Annotated in this window: 18 protein-coding genes; 3 read left to right on the forward strand and 15 right to left on the reverse strand. The window is 45.1% G+C overall.

The window, feature by feature from the left end; genetic code table 11:
* Positions 1-15: 15 nt before the first annotated feature.
* The 6 genes from hscB to trmJ form a co-directional block, all read right to left on the reverse strand.
* Positions 16-531, reverse strand: a complete 516-nt coding sequence (hscB, locus tag BSZ04_RS20720; RefSeq protein WP_005424897.1) for a co-chaperone HscB — start codon at positions 529-531, stop codon at positions 16-18.
* 55 nt (positions 532-586) lie between these two features.
* Positions 587-910, reverse strand: a complete 324-nt coding sequence (iscA, locus tag BSZ04_RS20725) for an iron-sulfur cluster assembly protein IscA (protein WP_005424893.1) — start codon at positions 908-910, stop codon at positions 587-589.
* A 73-nt stretch (positions 911-983) separates the two neighbouring features.
* A complete protein-coding gene (gene iscU, locus BSZ04_RS20730; protein ID WP_005424883.1) occupies positions 984-1,367 on the reverse strand; it encodes a Fe-S cluster assembly scaffold IscU in 384 nt (127 codons plus the stop codon).
* A 37-nt stretch (positions 1,368-1,404) separates the two neighbouring features.
* On the reverse strand, positions 1,405-2,619 hold the full coding sequence (locus tag BSZ04_RS20735; RefSeq protein ID WP_088881286.1) for an IscS subfamily cysteine desulfurase: 1,215 nt from the start codon (positions 2,617-2,619) through the stop codon (positions 1,405-1,407).
* A 28-nt stretch (positions 2,620-2,647) separates the two neighbouring features.
* A complete protein-coding gene (gene iscR, locus BSZ04_RS20740) occupies positions 2,648-3,154 on the reverse strand; it encodes a Fe-S cluster assembly transcriptional regulator IscR (protein ID WP_010446153.1) in 507 nt (168 codons plus the stop codon).
* Positions 3,155-3,279: 125 nt separating this feature from the next.
* Entirely contained in the window at positions 3,280-3,999 is a 720-nt protein-coding gene (trmJ, locus tag BSZ04_RS20745) for a tRNA (cytosine(32)/uridine(32)-2'-O)-methyltransferase TrmJ (RefSeq protein ID WP_010446151.1), read from the reverse strand.
* Positions 4,000-4,230: 231 nt separating this feature from the next.
* On the opposite strand from trmJ, the gene suhB reads away from it, so the two are divergent.
* On the forward strand, positions 4,231-5,034 hold the full coding sequence (gene suhB / locus BSZ04_RS20750; protein WP_010446149.1) for an inositol-1-monophosphatase: 804 nt from the start codon (positions 4,231-4,233) through the stop codon (positions 5,032-5,034).
* Between the two features lie 71 nt (positions 5,035-5,105).
* On the opposite strand, the gene BSZ04_RS20755 is transcribed toward suhB, so the two are convergent.
* From BSZ04_RS20755 to BSZ04_RS20790, 8 genes are all read right to left on the reverse strand, one after another.
* Positions 5,106-5,417, reverse strand: coding sequence for a hypothetical protein (locus BSZ04_RS20755; RefSeq protein WP_026000146.1), 312 nt, complete (start codon positions 5,415-5,417; stop codon positions 5,106-5,108).
* 141 nt (positions 5,418-5,558) lie between these two features.
* Positions 5,559-5,975: a hypothetical protein gene (locus BSZ04_RS20760; RefSeq protein ID WP_088881287.1), complete on the reverse strand. Its 417-nt coding sequence runs from the start codon at positions 5,973-5,975 to the stop codon at positions 5,559-5,561.
* A gap of 164 nt (positions 5,976-6,139) precedes the next feature.
* A complete protein-coding gene (gene secF / locus BSZ04_RS20765) occupies positions 6,140-7,087 on the reverse strand; it encodes a protein translocase subunit SecF (RefSeq protein ID WP_010446147.1) in 948 nt (315 codons plus the stop codon).
* Positions 7,088-7,101: 14 nt separating this feature from the next.
* A complete protein-coding gene (gene secD, locus BSZ04_RS20770) occupies positions 7,102-8,958 on the reverse strand; it encodes a protein translocase subunit SecD (protein ID WP_081641210.1) in 1,857 nt (618 codons plus the stop codon).
* 21 nt (positions 8,959-8,979) lie between these two features.
* Positions 8,980-9,309 carry a preprotein translocase subunit YajC gene (yajC, locus tag BSZ04_RS20775; RefSeq protein ID WP_010446143.1) on the reverse strand — a complete coding sequence of 110 codons (330 nt, stop codon included), beginning with the start codon at positions 9,307-9,309 and terminating at the stop codon, positions 8,980-8,982.
* 177 nt (positions 9,310-9,486) lie between these two features.
* Entirely contained in the window at positions 9,487-10,623 is a 1,137-nt protein-coding gene (gene tgt, locus BSZ04_RS20780; RefSeq protein WP_088881288.1) for a tRNA guanosine(34) transglycosylase Tgt, read from the reverse strand.
* Between the two features lie 270 nt (positions 10,624-10,893).
* Positions 10,894-11,946 (reverse strand): tRNA preQ1(34) S-adenosylmethionine ribosyltransferase-isomerase QueA, encoded by a 1,053-nt coding sequence (gene queA, locus BSZ04_RS20785; RefSeq protein ID WP_010446141.1) that lies wholly within the window; start codon positions 11,944-11,946, stop codon positions 10,894-10,896.
* Positions 11,947-12,190: 244 nt separating this feature from the next.
* On the reverse strand, positions 12,191-13,354 hold the full coding sequence (locus tag BSZ04_RS20790) for a S1 family peptidase (RefSeq protein ID WP_088881289.1): 1,164 nt from the start codon (positions 13,352-13,354) through the stop codon (positions 12,191-12,193).
* 254 nt (positions 13,355-13,608) lie between these two features.
* Here BSZ04_RS20790 and BSZ04_RS20795 point away from each other — a divergent pair, with 254 nt between their 5' ends.
* A complete protein-coding gene (locus BSZ04_RS20795) occupies positions 13,609-13,830 on the forward strand; it encodes a hypothetical protein (RefSeq protein WP_029560925.1) in 222 nt (73 codons plus the stop codon).
* Positions 13,831-14,064: 234 nt separating this feature from the next.
* Positions 14,065-14,514, forward strand: a complete 450-nt coding sequence (locus BSZ04_RS20800; RefSeq protein WP_010446134.1) for a CBS domain-containing protein — start codon at positions 14,065-14,067, stop codon at positions 14,512-14,514.
* A gap of 139 nt (positions 14,515-14,653) precedes the next feature.
* On the opposite strand, the gene aceA is transcribed toward BSZ04_RS20800, so the two are convergent.
* On the reverse strand, positions 14,654-15,967 hold the full coding sequence (gene aceA / locus BSZ04_RS20805) for an isocitrate lyase (RefSeq protein ID WP_010446133.1): 1,314 nt from the start codon (positions 15,965-15,967) through the stop codon (positions 14,654-14,656).
* Positions 15,968-16,022: the final 55 nt, after the last annotated feature.

The raw sequence follows: 16,022 nt of genomic DNA on the forward strand, positions 1-16,022 counted from the left end.
TCCTTGTCGCGCTAACTAGCCGAGGAGTTTGTCTTCAACCAGTTCAATTTCATTCTTTAGCTTGGCAATGAATTTGAGTTTACGAACTCGGTCTGCAGCTTCCGCCCAAAGACCTTGGTCTAGTTCTTGTTCTACACTCGCCAAATGCTGTTTGTACATTTTGCTGACCTTAGAGTCGAAGTCAAAAAGCGCTGATTCAGGATCAGAGCTGTCAGCAATGTCTTCCAGTTCTTCACGCAGTTCCATTTGCTCCATTAGGAACATAGGATCTTGCATGGTTTGTTGCTCACCACGAATTTCTGTGCCGTTTTCTGCCAGAATGTATTCAGCGCGAGAAATAGGATGCTTAAGTACTTGATACGCATCGTTGATTTGCGCTGCTTTTTGAACTGCCATCAAGCGGTCACGCTCAGAAGCGGTCGCAAAATTGTCTGGGTGGAAGCGTTTTTGTAGTTCTCGGAACTGAGAAGAAAGAAGGCTACCATCCAGCTGAAACTGACTTGGTAGCCCAAATAATTCAAAGTGATTCATTAAGATCGGGTCCTAGTAAAGCCTTCTGGACTCGTTTGCCCAGAAGGACAATCAATTAGACGTTGAAGCTTTCACCACAACCACATTCACTTTTTGCGTTAGGGTTGTTGAATTCAAAACCTTCATTCAACCCTTCCTTAACGTAATCCAGCTCAGTACCGTCTAGGTATACTAGGCTTTTCTTATCAATGATGATCTTCACATCCGACAGTTCAAACACTTCATCTTCTTCGTTTAGATCATCCACAAACTCAAGGACGTAAGCCATGCCGGAACAGCCTGTCGTCTTCACTCCAAGACGCAAACCGATACCTTTGCCTCGGTTATCTAGGAATGCTTTTACGCGACTTGCCGCTGATTCTGTCATTGTGATGGCCATACTGCACCTTAGTCTGTCTAAATTACGTTTTGGAATGGGAGCATTTTAAGGGCTCCCATTATATACGGAATAATTATTCCTGGTGTTTTTTCTTGTAGTCAGCAACTGCTGCTTTGATTGCATCTTCCGCAAGGATTGAACAGTGAACTTTCACAGGTGGAAGTTCTAGCTCTTCTGCAATCTCAGAGTTTTTAATAGATGCCGCTTCGTCGATAGACTTACCTTTTACCCACTCAGTTACTAGTGAGCTTGAAGCGATTGCACTACCACAACCGTATGTTTTGAATTTCGCGTCTTCAATGATGCCTTCTGGCGTCACTTTGATTTGAAGCTTCATTACGTCACCACAAGCTGGTGCGCCAACCATGCCGCTGCCTACTGATGGATCTTCTTTATCGAACGAACCAACGTTACGTGGGTTCTCGTAGTGATCAATTACTTTTTCGCTGTATGCCATGATAAATTACCTCGAATCCTCTATTCAGTCCGTGAGATTAATGGTGAGCCCATTCAACAGTGCTCAGATCAACCCCTTCCTTGTACATATCCCATAGAGGAGACATGTCGCGTAGCTTAGTCACTGCAACGCGGATTTGTTCAATTGCGTAATCAATTTCTGCTTCAGTCGTGAAACGACCAAATGAGAAACGTACAGAGCTGTGTGCCAACTCGTCATCTAGACCAAGTGCACGAAGAACGTAAGATGGCTCTAGACTCGCTGATGTACAAGCACTACCAGAAGATACTGCTAGGTCTTTCAGTGACATCAGAAGAGATTCGCCTTCTACAAACGCAAAGCTCACGTTTAGGTTGTGTGGAACACGCTGTTCTAGGTCACCGTTCACCGTTACTGCTTCTAGATCTTTAACGCCATCTAGAAGACGGTTACGAAGTGCTAGCGCGTGATCGTAATCTTTTTGCATGTCTTCTTTTGCTACGCGGAACGCTTCACCCATACCCACGATTTGGTGAGTTGGAAGTGTGCCCGAACGGAAGCCACGCTCATGACCGCCACCGTGCATTTGCGCTTCAAGACGGATGCGAGGCTTACGACGTACGTAAAGTGCGCCAATACCTTTAGGACCGTATACTTTGTGCGCAGACAGTGAAATTAGGTCAACTTTCAATTCTTGAACGTCGATTGGCAGTTTACCCGCAGACTGTGCAGCATCCACGTGGAACACAATCTTACGTTCACGACATAGCTCGCCGATCGCTGCGATGTCTTGGATGACACCAATCTCGTTGTTAACGTGCATGATTGAAACCAGAACAGTGTCTTCACGCATTGCCGCTTGAAGTTTGTCTAGATCAATCAGACCGTTTGATTCTGGCTCTAGGTAAGTCACTTCAAAGCCTTCGCGCTCTAGCTGACGACATGGGTCAAGAACCGCTTTGTGCTCTGTTTTACAAGTGATTACGTGTTTACCCTTCTTAGAGTAAAAATGTGCTGCACCTTTGATAGCAAGGTTGTCAGACTCTGTCGCACCAGATGTGAATACGATTTCGCGAGGATCTGCATTTAGAAGGTCAGCAATTTGCTCACGAGCAGTATCTACAGCTTCTTCTGCCTGCCAGCCGTAACGGTGCGAACGCGAAGCTGGGTTGCCAAATGTGCCATCCATTGTCATGTACTGAACCATTTTTTCAGCAACACGTGGATCTACTGGACATGTAGCGGAATAATCAAGATAAATCGGCAGTTTCATTCTCTACTCCAATGTAAAATGCTGACCGCTAAGAGCGGACGTTTACACCGATGGGCGCGGTGGTTGTATTTTTGTTTGATAACCCATGAGTGACCACCAGATCAATGTCCTGACGATCAGAAATTTCTAAAACTTCGTTGTCTGTCATTAGCTCACCGAGCGTAATGTTATTTAAGAAGTCACTAATGCGAGAGCTTAGGTCACGCCACAATGTATGTGTTAAGCAGCGAGTGCCACCTTGGCAATCGCCTTTGCCTTGGCATTTAGTCGCATCGACTGACTCATCAACGGCTGCGATTACAGTACCAATAGCAATACTGTGCGCGTCGGCGCCAAGTCGGTAACCACCGCCAGGACCACGAACGCTGGCAACAAGACCTGCTTTACGTAATTTTGAAAAAAGCTGCTCTAAGTATGAGAGCGAGATCCCTTGGCGCTCTGAGATGTCAGCAAGAGGTACTGGGTTTTGTTGCGAATGCAGTGCCACATCCAGCATGGCTGTCACCGCATATCTTCCTTTAGATGTAAGTTTCATACCACACCGTATCCACATGGTTTGTAATGATTAGGATTTTTCCATACCCGACTAAATTGGTCAAGTATTTGTTTGACTATTTTAGTCAGGTATTCATCCTTACACCTAAAAAGGTTATTATTTAATCAGAGCTTCTTTTCAATCGCCGTTAGAACACCGCGTAGAATGTTTAATTCTTGAGCTTCTGGTCGTGCTCGTGAGTACAAACGACGTAGCTTGTTCATCACCTGGCCAGGCTGTTCTTTGCTAATAAATTGGGTCTCAACCATCACCTTTTCAAGGTGTTCAAAGAACATTTCTAGCTCTTTATGGCGTGGATATTCTTCAGGCTCACTCGGCGCATATTGGCTTTGCTCTAAATTGAGGTGCGCAACGCGAACTTCATAGCTCAGCGTCTGTACCGCCATGGCTAGATTGAGCGAGCTGTATTCAGGGTTAGCAGGGATGCAAACATGGTAGTGGCACTTCTGTAACTCATCATTGGTGAGACCTGTTCTCTCACGACCAAAAACTAATGCTACAGGGTGTTTTTGCCCTTCAACAGCAAACTTCTCACCACACTCACGAGGCTCAAGCATCGGCCATTCAAGTGTACGTGAACGAGCGCTTGAGCCAACCACAAGGCCACAATCGGCAATGGCTTCTTCGAGCGTCTTTACAACCGTGGCATTTTGAGCGATATCGCCGGCACCAGCAGCCAGAGCAAGGGTTTGCTCATCCACTTCACACTGCGGATCAACCAATACAAGTTGGCTTAGCCCCATGACTTTCATTGCTCTTGCAGCGGAGCCAATGTTGCCTGAATGAGAAGTTCCGACGAGTACGATTTTTACTTGATCCAACATCTGTATTTGCTACCTGATTTAAAACCGAAAGATGTTACCATAACTTTCTAACACACCCTAGAGTGAAGCAGGTTTCTATTCGCATTCTCATCAATTGTTTTCGAGCTTTACGACAAAACTAATGCGGTTACTTTTATCTGCGAACAAAAAATAACCACTTCCTTTTTGCTTTCACTCTGGTATACTCGCCGCCGCTTTAAATTGTTCTTTAACATCCGTTGGGAAATTCGTATGCATCCAATGCTAAACATTGCTATTCGCGCTGCGCGAAAGGCAGGCAATCACATTGCTAAATCATTAGAAAACACAGATAAAATTGAATCTACGCTAAAAGGCACTAATGACTTTGTTACTAATGTAGACAAAGAAGCAGAAGCTATCATCATCGATACTATCAAGCACTCTTACCCAGAGCACTGTATCGTTGCTGAAGAAGCCGGTCTTATCGAAGGTAAAGATAAAGACGTACAATGGATCATCGACCCACTGGATGGCACTAATAACTTTGTAAAAGGTTACCCTACTTTCGCAGTATCTATCGCGGTTCGCTTCAAAGGTAAAACTGAAGTGGCTTGTGTATACGATCCAATGCAAAACGAGCTATTCACTGCACAACGCGGTGCTGGCGCTCAGCTAAACAACGCTCGTATCCGTGTTACTCAACTTAAAGACCTACACGGTACGGTTCTAGCGACTGGTTTCCCATTCAAACAGAAGCAACACTCTGAGTCTTACATCAAGATCGTAGGTTCTCTATTCACTGAGTGTGCTGACTTCCGTCGTAGCGGTTGTTCTGCTCTTGACCTATGTTACGTGGCAGCTGGCCGTGTAGATGGTTACTTCGAGCTAGGTCTAAAACCATGGCAAATGGCTGCAGGTGAGCTTATCGCTCGTGAAGCTGGTGCAATCCTAACTGACTTCGCTGGCGGTACTGACTACATGAAGTCTGGTAACATTGTTGCTTCTAGCGCTCGTGGCGTGAAATCTATCCTTAAGCACGTTCGCGAAAATGGCAACAGCGCGATCCTTAAGTAAGATTCTGAAGTCATACTAAGCCCGTCACGCTGATGACTTTTGAATAGCCCCGCTCATTGAGCGGGGCTTTTTTATATCGAACAATCTGCCTGTTTATAGAAACGGTCGTAGTCAGGTAAGTGGTCTATTTTTACGTGCTTAACCTTCCATACTTGTTCCTTCATTAGAAACTGCAACGAAACCGTGACTGGCTGGTATACATCTCCAAATCCGTTTACGGAAAGACACCCAACGCCTCCATCCTCACTGTATGCTTCAAAGTAAGACAGCTCCGTAACCAAACTTGATGGGATGGATGATAAAAATGGAAATTGATGACCAAATTTTATTGGGTGAGATTTAATACTATTTAGCTCTTCAATCGATAGGTTTGGTCCTGCCATAGCTTCTACCACCTCGATATACTGCATCTTGTATAAATTATTGCGTATATCAAGGTAAGTATCGTGGAGTGGACTTGCTATGCAGGACCCTGAAACACTGAGTAAAACCGGAATAGGTAGAATTCTATTTAGCATAATCAACTAAACCCCAGCTTCACGGAGCGCTTGATCAATTTTACTCGGCTTAAATCTGTACTTACAAAGCCCCCACTCGCACTGCTCTAAAAGCTCTCGGATATTTACCTGCCCAGTAACACCAAAGGAAACAACACCAAAAAATGAAACACTCCCACTGTATGTCAAAACACCATCACGAGTAGTTTTAAAAGTAACAGAAACTGCTTTTAATTTTATGCCCAGCTCTTCAACCATTTCTTTTGAAACTTCAAACTTAGTGAATCCAAGCTCACCAGATAAAGTTACCTTACCTGATTCATCAACTGCTAACTTAAACCTTTTCCCTCCAGTAACTAGCTTGGTGGTAACGCCTTTATTGTGTTTGTAAGAAATCTCTACAAACTTCAGTAACTGTACTTTTATTTCAGCTTGCCTTGACATTATTTCCTCCCAAAATTGTTGAACATACTTCCGATATTCAACTCAATCAAAAAACTACAATTCAAGCTGGAAATACTTCAAAGAAAAATGAAACAATCAAATCTATCAAGCATAAAAAAACCGCTGACTGCTCAGCGGTTTTTGTTTTCGGTTCTCAATCAGCCTTATGGCATCTCGTCGAACTCTGCACCTTCTTTTTCTACTTGAGGTGGCATCAAGTGCTCTTTCTGGATACCCAGTTTTAGCGCAAGTGCTGATGCTACATAGATAGAAGAGTAAGTACCTACAGTGATACCTAGTAGAAGCGCGGTCGCGAAACCATGAATCATCGCACCACCCTGCATGAATAGTGCAATAACCACGAACAATGTCGTACCAGACGTAATCAATGTACGGCTCAACGTTTGAGTGATTGAAGCATCCATGATGTCTGAAGGTTCACCCTTACGCATCTTACGGAAGTTTTCACGGATCCGGTCGAATACAACGATGGTATCGTTGAGCGAGTAACCAACTACCGTGAGTAGCGCCGCTACGATGGTTAGGTCCACTTCGATTTGCATAAGTGAGAAGACACCCAGCGTGATAATGATATCGTGTGCCAGTGCCATTACCGCACCAGCCGCTAGGCGCCATTCGAATCGCATTGATACGTAGATCAGGATACAGATCAGCGATACAAGAATCGCTAGACCACCCGCTTCCGTTAGCTCATCACCAACGTTTGGACCTACGAATTCAATACGACGCATTTCTACGCTTTCACCTGTACCATCTTTAATAGCACCGATGATTTGGTTGCCCAGAGTTTCACCTGAAACGTCGTCACGTGGACGCAGACGAACCATTACATCACGAGCACTACCAAAGTTTTGTACTGTCGCATCGCCGAAGCCTTTCGAGTCTAGAGCTGCACGAATCTCTTCAAGGTTTGCTGGTTGTTCAAAACCCACCTCGATAAGCGTACCGCCCGTAAAATCTAGGCCCCAGTTCAACCATTTGGTTGATAGCGTGAAGATAGAAGCAGCGATCATAACGATAGAGAATACGAACGCGACTTTCGACCAACGCATAAAGCCGATCGTGTTTTCTGCTTTTAGAATTTGAAACATATTAATTCCCAGCCTTAGATCGACAATTTATCAACGCGTTTGCCACCGTAAATTAGGTTCACGATACAACGTGTACCCACAATAGCGGTGAACATTGAAGTTAAGATACCGATAGAGAGTGTTACTGCGAAACCTTTCACCGCGCCTGTACCCACTGCAAATAGAATGATCGCAGTGATAAGCGTTGTGATGTTCGCATCGGCAATGGTGCTGAATGCGTTTGCGTAACCTTGGTGAATTGCTTGCTGTGGACTGCGTCCATCTCGAAGCTCTTCACGAATACGCTCAAAGATCAGCACGTTCGCATCGACCGCCATACCGACCGTCAATACGATACCGGCAATACCTGGCAACGTCATGGTAGCGCCTGGAATCATCGACATTACACCAATGATAAGAACCAAGTTTGCCATCAAAGCGATATTTGCAATCAAACCGAAGCCACGGTAGTAAAGCAGCGTAAACAGCATTACGGCTACCATACCCCAGATACATGCTTGGATACCCATATCGATGTTTTGCTGACCCATTGATGGACCAATGGTACGTTCTTCAACGATAGAGATAGGTGCGATTAGAGCACCAGCACGTAGTAGAAGTGCTAGGTTGTGCGCTTCTGCTGCAGAGTCGATACCAGTGATACGGAAGTTACGACCAAGAGCCGATTGAATCGTTGCTTGGTTGATAACTTCTTCATGCTTATCAAGGATAACTTTGCCTTCCGGCGTACGACGACCACTGTCTTTGTATTCTGCAAACACGGTAGCCATTAGCTTACCGATGTTCTTCTTAGAGAACGCAGACATCTTGTTGCCACCTTCGCTGTCTAGCGAGATGTTAACTTGTGGGCGACCGTATTCATCAACACTTGAGCTTGCATCCGTGATGCTTTGACCGCCAAGAATAACGCGCTTCTTAAGCACAACTGGGCGACCATCACGGTCCATCTTGATTTCGCTACCTGCTGGCGCGCGACCATTTGCCGCCGCTGATAGGTCAGCTTTATCGTCAACTTCGCGGAACTCTAGTGTTGCCGTAGCACCTAGAATTTCCTTCGCACGAGCTGTGTCTTGAACACCAGGTAGTTCAACTACGATGCGGCTAGCACCTTGACGTTGAACCAATGGTTCAGCAACACCCAGTTCGTTAACACGGTTACGAAGAATCGTGATGTTTTGTTCAACTGCGTAGTTACGTATCTCTTGTAAACGTTGCTCGGTAAAGGTGGCAATCAACGCGTAACGACCATTAGAATCAGATTCGACAAAATTCATGTCTGGGTGATTCTTTTCTAGCGTTGCTTTCGCTTCCGCTAGTTGCTCTTCGTTACGTAGCAAGACTTCGACACCATCTTTACCAGAAGGGCGAATCGCGCGATAACGAACCTTAGCTTCACGAAGTTCACTACGGAAAGCTTCTTCTTGCTGCCCAACAAGCTTCTCCATTGCTGCGTCCATATCCACTTCCATCAAGAAGTGAACACCACCACGTAGGTCAAGACCTAGTTTCAGTGGCGACGCACCAATTGCTTCCAGCCAATCTGGCGTAGATGCAGCAAGGTTTAGTGCAACAATTTTATCTTTGCCAAGCGCTTCGCTGATAATATCGCGTGCACTGATTTGAGTATCAGTGTCATTGAAACGTACAAGGATTGATCCATTCTCGAGAGCAATGGATTTATGAGAAAGGTGCTCTTTATCAAGAGCTTTAGTGACAGCATCCAGCGTTGACATATCTACAGAGGCGCCACGCGCCCCTGTAACTTGAATAGCCGGATCTTCACCGTAGATATTTGGAAGCGCGTATAACGCCGCGGTGACGATGGCAAAAAATACCATCAAGTACTTCCATAATGGATAACGGTTTAGCACAGCGAGGATCCTTTAGCTGTTTTATAGAGACTTCAGTGTACCTTTTGGTAGCACTGCAGTTACGAAGTCTTTCTTGATTACAACTTCATTGTTTGCATTAAGCTCAATTGAAATGTAGTCGTTGTCTTCAGCAATCTTAGTGATTTTACCCACTAGACCACCGCTTGTTAGAACTTCATCGCCTTTGCCCATTGAAGACATCAGGTTCTTGTGTTCTTTAACACGCTTAGATTGTGGGCGATAGATCATGAAGTAGAAGATCACCGCGAACATGCCTAGCATGATTAGCATTTCAAAACCGCCGCCTGCTGGTGCGCCTTCTGCTGCTGCGTGAGCTTGAGAAATAAACATTAAAACATCCTCATTATATTTTATTGATAATCCAACAAGTTGGGCTTTCGTAATTTAGATTCAAGTTTGAGATTAAGTAATAGAGATCACCTTCTCAAAAATAACGTACGTTAGCCTACTTTATTAGCAAAAGCCTCTGGCAACATGCCAAAGGCTTTAATTCTTTTAATCTGTTAATTACTGCTCTTTTGCTAGCGGTGGTACTTCACGACCACGACGCTCATAGAATTCAGTAACGAACTCATCGAAACGATCTTCATCAATCGCCTTACGAATGCTTTCCATCAGACGCTGGTAGTAGCGTAGGTTGTGGATAGTGTTCAGGCGAGCACCTAGGATTTCGTTACAACGCTCTAGGTGGTGAAGGTACGATTTGCTGTAGTGCTGACAAGTGTAACAGTCACAGTGCGGATCTAGCGGAGTTGTATCCGTTTTATGTTTCGCATTACGGATCTTGATCACACCACCAGTCACAAATAGGTGACCATTACGCGCGTTACGCGTTGGCATTACACAGTCAAACATGTCGATACCACGGCGAACACCTTCAACCAAATCTTCCGGTTTGCCTACGCCCATTAGGTAACGAGGCTTGTCTTCTGGAAGCTGTGGACACGTGTGCTCAAGGATACGGTGCATGTCTTCTTTCGGTTCGCCTACTGCAAGACCACCAACCGCGTAACCATCAAAACCGATTTCCGTCAGGCCTTTGATAGACACATCACGCAGATCTTCGTAAACACTACCTTGAACGATACCAAATAGGTTGTTCGGGTTTTCTAGCTTATCGAAGTGGTCACGTGAGCGTTGTGCCCAACGTAGTGACATTTCCATCGATTTTTTCGCTTCGTTGTGTGTCGCTGGGTATGGCGTACACTCGTCGAAGATCATTACGATGTCAGAACCTAGGTCTTTTTGGATTTCCATCGACTTTTCAGCGTCCATGAAAATCTTGTCGCCGTTTACTGGGCTACGGAAGTGAACACCTTTTTCAGTGATCTTACGCATTTTACCTAGGCTGAATACTTGGAAACCGCCTGAATCAGTAAGAATAGGACCGTGCCAGTTCATGAAATCGTGCAGGTCACCGTGCATTTTCATCACTTCTTGACCAGGACGTAACCATAGGTGGAAAGTGTTGCCTAGCAGGATTTCTGCACCCGTGCCTTTTACTTCTTCCGGAGTCATACCTTTAACGGTACCGTAAGTACCTACTGGCATGAATGCTGGAGTTTGAACAGTGCCACGTTCGAAGGTCAATTGACCACGACGCGCATTGCCGTTTTTCTTTTTAAGATCGAATGATAATTTCACGATGCCTCCGAGTGTCAGAGAAACAGTCTGACTATGTATCTTGGGGTTTCCCCCACTTTAAGGAGCGGTCGCCTTCCGTGCGAGAGACAAAGCAGAAGTTCTGCTCTGTTTCCTAGCGTACTGCTAGCACTCGTAAATCGTTAGTTTTCTACCCCCTCCTAGCCTACCCCGTCACAAGAGAAAAGAACTGTTCTGCAGACGCCTTAATTGGCGAGACCGCATCACGTCCCCTTCCCTTTTTAAGGAGAGGGCTAAGGAGGGGTTAAAACATTATGCTGTCTTCTTTTTAATAAACATTGAGTCACCGTACGAGAAGAAACGGTATTTGTTTTCCACCGCATGCTTATAAGCATTCATGGTGTTCTCGTATCCAGCAAACGCACTGACCAACATGATCAACGTTGATTCTGGTAAGTGGAAGTTGGTGATCAAGCAATCCACCAGCTGGTACTCGTAACCAGGGTAGATAAAGATTTCAGTATCGCCAAAGAATGGAACCAATTCTGTCCCTTTCTTCAGCGCGTCTTGCGCTGCACTTTCTAGTGAACGCACTGATGTTGTACCGACTGCGACGATTCGACCGCCGCGCGCTTTAGTTGCGTTAATCGCATCCACAACATCCTGCGGTACTTCTACGTATTCTGCGTGCATGTGATGATCGTTAATGTCATCCACTTTTACTGGTTGGAACGTACCCGCACCCACGTGCAAAGTAACGTATGCAAACTCAGCGCCTTTCGCTTTGATTTTCTCAAGCAAAACATCATCAAAGTGAAGGCCCGCCGTCGGCGCTGCAACCGCACCTGGCTTTTGGTTATAAACCGTTTGGTAACGCTCTTTATCCGCGTCTTCATCTGGGCGGTCGATGTATGGAGGAAGTGGCATGTGGCCAATTTCTTCCAAAATCTCGAGTACCGTCTTATCAGAGTTAAATTTCAGCTCAAACAGCGCGTCATGACGTGCCACCATCTCAGCTGAGTATTCGTCGTTCTCGCCAACAAGGATGGTTGTGCCTGGTTTAGGTGACTTAGAACAGCGAACGTGAGCGAGAATGCTTTTCTCATCAAGCATACGCTCCACCAGCACTTCTAGCTTACCGCCGGACGCTTTTCGACCAAACATACGCGCAGGAATTACGCGAGTATTGTTGAAAACCACTAGGTCACCGGCTTGAACTTGTTCTAACACATCGGTAAACGTGCCATCAATTAGCTCACCAGTATTGCCGTCCATTTGCAGCAGTCGGCTAGCGGTACGCTCTGGCTGAGGGTAACGAGCGATAAGTTCATCTGGAAGGTCGAAATGGAAATCTGATACTTGCATGTTACTTGTCTTATCTATTGGTCAAATCACGTCAAGAACGACGATAAAATTGCGACGAGTTTTTCGCAGCAGACTAGTATATGTTTACATGCTGCAATAGCAAGCAAATCCCCCTAGATTGACTGTAAAAGCTTTCACTAAGAGTGTAATAAAACGTGAAAGATACAGAAAAGGCACACATAAAAAAGCAGCGAAGTTCGCTGCTTTTTAAAATCTCTAATCACGTTTATCAGTTACTGAGAGTTTAACTTTTGCGTCGGCGCATCCATGCAAGTGGAACAAGCAAGCTAAATGGCCAAGCGCCTAAGCTACCACCGTCGTCTTCAGAGCCTCTAAAGTTACAGTTGTTAGTAGCAATACCGTCATGGCACTCTTGTTCGGCTTCTTCTCTGGCCACAATAATAAAGTTCGGCTCAATAATATAACTCGTGGGCGGCGCATCAGCGGTAACGTAAGACTGTATCCAGTCATAATAGTGACTTACTTTGGTAAAAAAGCTAGGTATCGTGACAGAACCACAAGTCGGTAAGATAATCGGCCCCCCACTCACAATACCGATTTGCAAGCCAGTCGCATCATCAATTAACGGGCCTCCACTGTCTCCTTTACAAGCACTATTACCATACTTAGTTCGATCATTTGCTTCTAGAGTCTTTACCTCGGTAGGTAATGTACATATTTTTGTTTGATTACTCTTAGAATCGATAACGCCAGGAAAACTGTGTCCCACCTCCAAACGCTCATAGCACTCATCAATTGGTAAAAAAGCACTCGTAGTCTTTTGTAAATAAACTGAAGGAATTTCAGCGTTAGGAGTCGTGGTTCCCCAACCAAATACTGACACATTTGGGTAACGTTGATTCGTTAAATACTCTTGACTCCAATCAAGGTTTAACCTTGCTTCAATTTCTGCCATATCATCCATCGAAGCCAGCGTTGCTGTATGGCCATTCGTCACAGGACGATCAAGATAAAGTAAAGCGATATCACTATCTAGTGCAGTTTGAATGGGTACTTCATTTCCGTTTTTATCTACTTTGGCTCGAGAGATTCGGGTGTAACTCGGGTGAACGACAACATGCGAAACCATATAGTAATTGTCAATCGAGGTATTATTTAAGTCATATGCTTTGGCGGTAATAGCAAGATCACCAGGCGTAGTAACGTAGTAAGAGCTCTCGTCGATACCTTGTCCCATAACAACACAGTGCGCTGCAGTCATTACCCACTGTTCTGCAACAAGAGTTCCCCCACATATTGGGAACTCTGCCATGTTGCTCGCCCGAATTGTTACGCGTTCAGAGGAGTTCATCTCCAACGAGCCGAGCACGATAGCCTGAGCTGATTGTGCGCTCAATGTCGCAATTGCCATCGCGATGAGTTTTTTGTACCTCAGAGTTTTATACATAATTATCTTCGTTCTAGTTAGCTTGCGCGTATCTTCTTCCAGAGACTTACCTCGGAAAATCAAGCAAATAGAAATGTGCGATTCAACTCATTAGATTACATTCTGACCACATACCTTATCAGTGAAAAATGCAAACTGACTCGCATGGCATTTTTCAGCAACCAACTGCGATAACTAACAAATACATCAGTAGCAAAGTCGATGAACTATATTGAAAGTGAGCATTTGCTCTTTAGACATTTATTGAGGTAAGTATGAAGATGTTAACTCTAGCGCTGAGTGCTGCCGTACTCGCGTTTTCATCTGGTGCAATAGCAAACACCAGCAATGATCGACTCAAAGTGATACAAGACGCCTGTTACCTAAAACAGGTGCCTCGTTTATGTGCCGTCAACCTGCCAGATAAAAGCTACATCGGTCGCTGTGTCGACGCGAAAGCTTATGGTCTTATTTGTGTGCATTTTAAGCAACGTTAAGAGTAACCAAAGCTAAGGTTTAAGCGCCTTAGCTTTGGTTATTTATGATAGCGCTTACATTCTAAATCTCCCCCAATTGAGTAGCTGGATTTATGGAAAATTCCAGCCCATTTACACCTCTGATTGATCTCCATCTAATCGTCTTATTTTATTAATGAAAAACGAGTTAGCTCCCAGATATAGTTTGATTTTTTCTCTATATTTAAGAAAAGGACAACACCGTTGGAGGTCTTTATGATCAAGGTTGAAGATATGATGACTCGTAACCCTCATACTTTATTGCGCGAACACACACTGCGTGATGCAAAAAGCATGATGGAGGCGCTTGATATTCGACATATTCCGGTTGTTGATGCCAATAAACATTTAAAAGGCTTGGTGACTCACCGCGATATTCTTGCCGCACAAGAATCCTGTTTGCACCCAGACGAGGCGGAACAATCGTTTACTCTCGATACTCCTTTATATGAAGTGATGCATACCAACATCATGACTGCAGAACCAAGAGCAGGCCTGAAAGAAAGCGCCATCTATATGCAAAAACATAAAGTAGGTTGCCTTCCTGTGGTCAATAAAGGACATTTGGTTGGGATCATCACTGATACCGATTTTGTGACCATCGCTATTAACTTACTTGAACTACAAGAAGAGGTAGAGCCAGAAGAGCTCGAGTCCAATGAATAAGTGGTAAAATACCCATTGCGATAACAAAAAAAGCGGCGATTCCCGCCGCTCAAAACATATCAATTTTTACCAGAATCGATTATCCACTTTTGATGTGTAGCGAGAAAGCCTGCTTTTTCTCGCTACCACCTACTAGTGATTAAAACTGATCTTCTTCAGTAGAACCTGTCAGTGCCGTCACTGATGATTGTCCACCTTGGATGGTGTTGGTCATTCTATCGAAGTAACCCGTACCAACCTCTTGTTGGTGCGCTACGAACGTATAACCTTTTTCTGCCGCTTCAAACTCAGGACGTTGAACCTTCTCAACGTAATGACGCATGCCTTCGCCTTGTGCGTAAGCGTGTGCCAGTTCGAACATGTTGAACCACATGTTGTGGATGCCAGCTAGTGTGATGAACTGGTACTTGTAGCCCATGTCCGCCAGCTCTTGTTGGAACTTAGCAATAGTTTCAGCATCTAGGTTCTTCTCCCAGTTGAATGAAGGCGAACAGTTGTATGCCAACAGTTGGTCTGGGTACTCTGCATGAATTGCTTCTGCAAACTTACGTGCTTCTTCTAGACAAGGCGTTGCTGTCTCACACCAGATAAGGTCCGCATATGGTGCATAAGCTAGACCACGAGAGATTGCTTGGTCGATACCTGCGCGAACACGGTAGAAACCTTCTTGAGTACGCTCACCAACGATGAAATCTTTATCGTATGGGTCACAATCAGACGTTAGTAGGTCTGCTGCGTTTGCATCGGTACGTGCAATTACCAGCGTTGTCGTGCCAGCAACGTCCGCTGCTAGGCGAGCCGCGACCAGTTTTTGCACCGCTTCTTGAGTCGGAACCAGTACTTTACCGCCCATATGGCCACACTTCTTCACTGATGCCAGTTGGTCTTCAAAGTGAACACCTGCCGCACCTGCATCGATCATCGATTTCATTAGCTCGTAAGCGTTAAGTACACCACCAAAGCCTGCTTCTGCATCCGCTACGATTGGTAGGAAGTAATCAATACCACCTTCGTCTTCTGGTGACTTACCTGCTGACCACTGAATTTGGTCTGCACGACGGAATGAGTTATTGATGCGTTTTACTACCGACGGTACAGAATCTACAGGGTACAGAGATTGGTCTGGGTACATAGTCGAAGCGGTATTGTTGTCCGCCGCTACCTGCCAGCCAGATAGGTAAATCGCTTCAATACCCGCTTTCGCTTGCTGTACGGCTTGACCGCCCGTCAGTGCACCAAGACAGTTTACGTAGCCTTTCTTTGAGCTACCGTTGACCAGTGACCAAAGTTTGTCAGCACCACGTTGTGCGATTGTGTTCGCAGGCACCATAGAGCCACGCAGTTCTACTACTTCTTCTGCTGTGTAAGTGCGCTTTACGTTTTTCCAGCGTGGGTTGGTTGCCCAATCTTTTTCCAAAGCTTCAATTTGTTGGCGGCGAGTTAAGTTAGTCATTGGTCTATCCCTCTTATAATGTGCACTTGTGCATGTGCGTTGAGTTTTCCGTTCT

This window comes from Vibrio rotiferianus, assembly GCF_002214395.1.
GTDB classification, from domain to species: Bacteria; Pseudomonadota; Gammaproteobacteria; order Enterobacterales; family Vibrionaceae; genus Vibrio; species Vibrio rotiferianus.

Excerpts from the sequence above, each read along its gene's own strand:
- BSZ04_RS20755 (WP_026000146.1), bottom strand. The coding sequence starts at position 5,417 with ATGGCAGGACCAAACCTATCGATTGAAGAGCTAAATAGTATTAAATCT.
- trmJ (WP_010446151.1), bottom strand. The coding sequence starts at position 3,999 with ATGTTGGATCAAGTAAAAATCGTACTCGTCGGAACTTCTCATTCAGGC.
- queA (WP_010446141.1), bottom strand. The coding sequence starts at position 11,946 with ATGCAAGTATCAGATTTCCATTTCGACCTTCCAGATGAACTTATCGCT.
- hscB (WP_005424897.1), bottom strand. The coding sequence starts at position 531 with ATGAATCACTTTGAATTATTTGGGCTACCAAGTCAGTTTCAGCTGGAT.
- BSZ04_RS20790 (WP_088881289.1), bottom strand. The coding sequence starts at position 13,354 with ATGTATAAAACTCTGAGGTACAAAAAACTCATCGCGATGGCAATTGCG.
- secF (WP_010446147.1), bottom strand. The coding sequence starts at position 7,087 with ATGTTTCAAATTCTAAAAGCAGAAAACACGATCGGCTTTATGCGTTGG.
- BSZ04_RS20800 (WP_010446134.1), top strand. The coding sequence starts at position 14,065 with ATGATCAAGGTTGAAGATATGATGACTCGTAACCCTCATACTTTATTG.
- yajC (WP_010446143.1), bottom strand. The coding sequence starts at position 9,309 with ATGTTTATTTCTCAAGCTCACGCAGCAGCAGAAGGCGCACCAGCAGGC.
- BSZ04_RS20735 (WP_088881286.1), bottom strand. The coding sequence starts at position 2,619 with ATGAAACTGCCGATTTATCTTGATTATTCCGCTACATGTCCAGTAGAT.
- BSZ04_RS20795 (WP_029560925.1), top strand. The coding sequence starts at position 13,609 with ATGAAGATGTTAACTCTAGCGCTGAGTGCTGCCGTACTCGCGTTTTCA.
- BSZ04_RS20760 (WP_088881287.1), bottom strand. The coding sequence starts at position 5,975 with ATGTCAAGGCAAGCTGAAATAAAAGTACAGTTACTGAAGTTTGTAGAG.
- iscU (WP_005424883.1), bottom strand. The coding sequence starts at position 1,367 with ATGGCATACAGCGAAAAAGTAATTGATCACTACGAGAACCCACGTAAC.
- suhB (WP_010446149.1), top strand. The coding sequence starts at position 4,231 with ATGCATCCAATGCTAAACATTGCTATTCGCGCTGCGCGAAAGGCAGGC.
- iscA (WP_005424893.1), bottom strand. The coding sequence starts at position 910 with ATGGCCATCACAATGACAGAATCAGCGGCAAGTCGCGTAAAAGCATTC.
- iscR (WP_010446153.1), bottom strand. The coding sequence starts at position 3,154 with ATGAAACTTACATCTAAAGGAAGATATGCGGTGACAGCCATGCTGGAT.
- aceA (WP_010446133.1), bottom strand. The coding sequence starts at position 15,967 with ATGACTAACTTAACTCGCCGCCAACAAATTGAAGCTTTGGAAAAAGAT.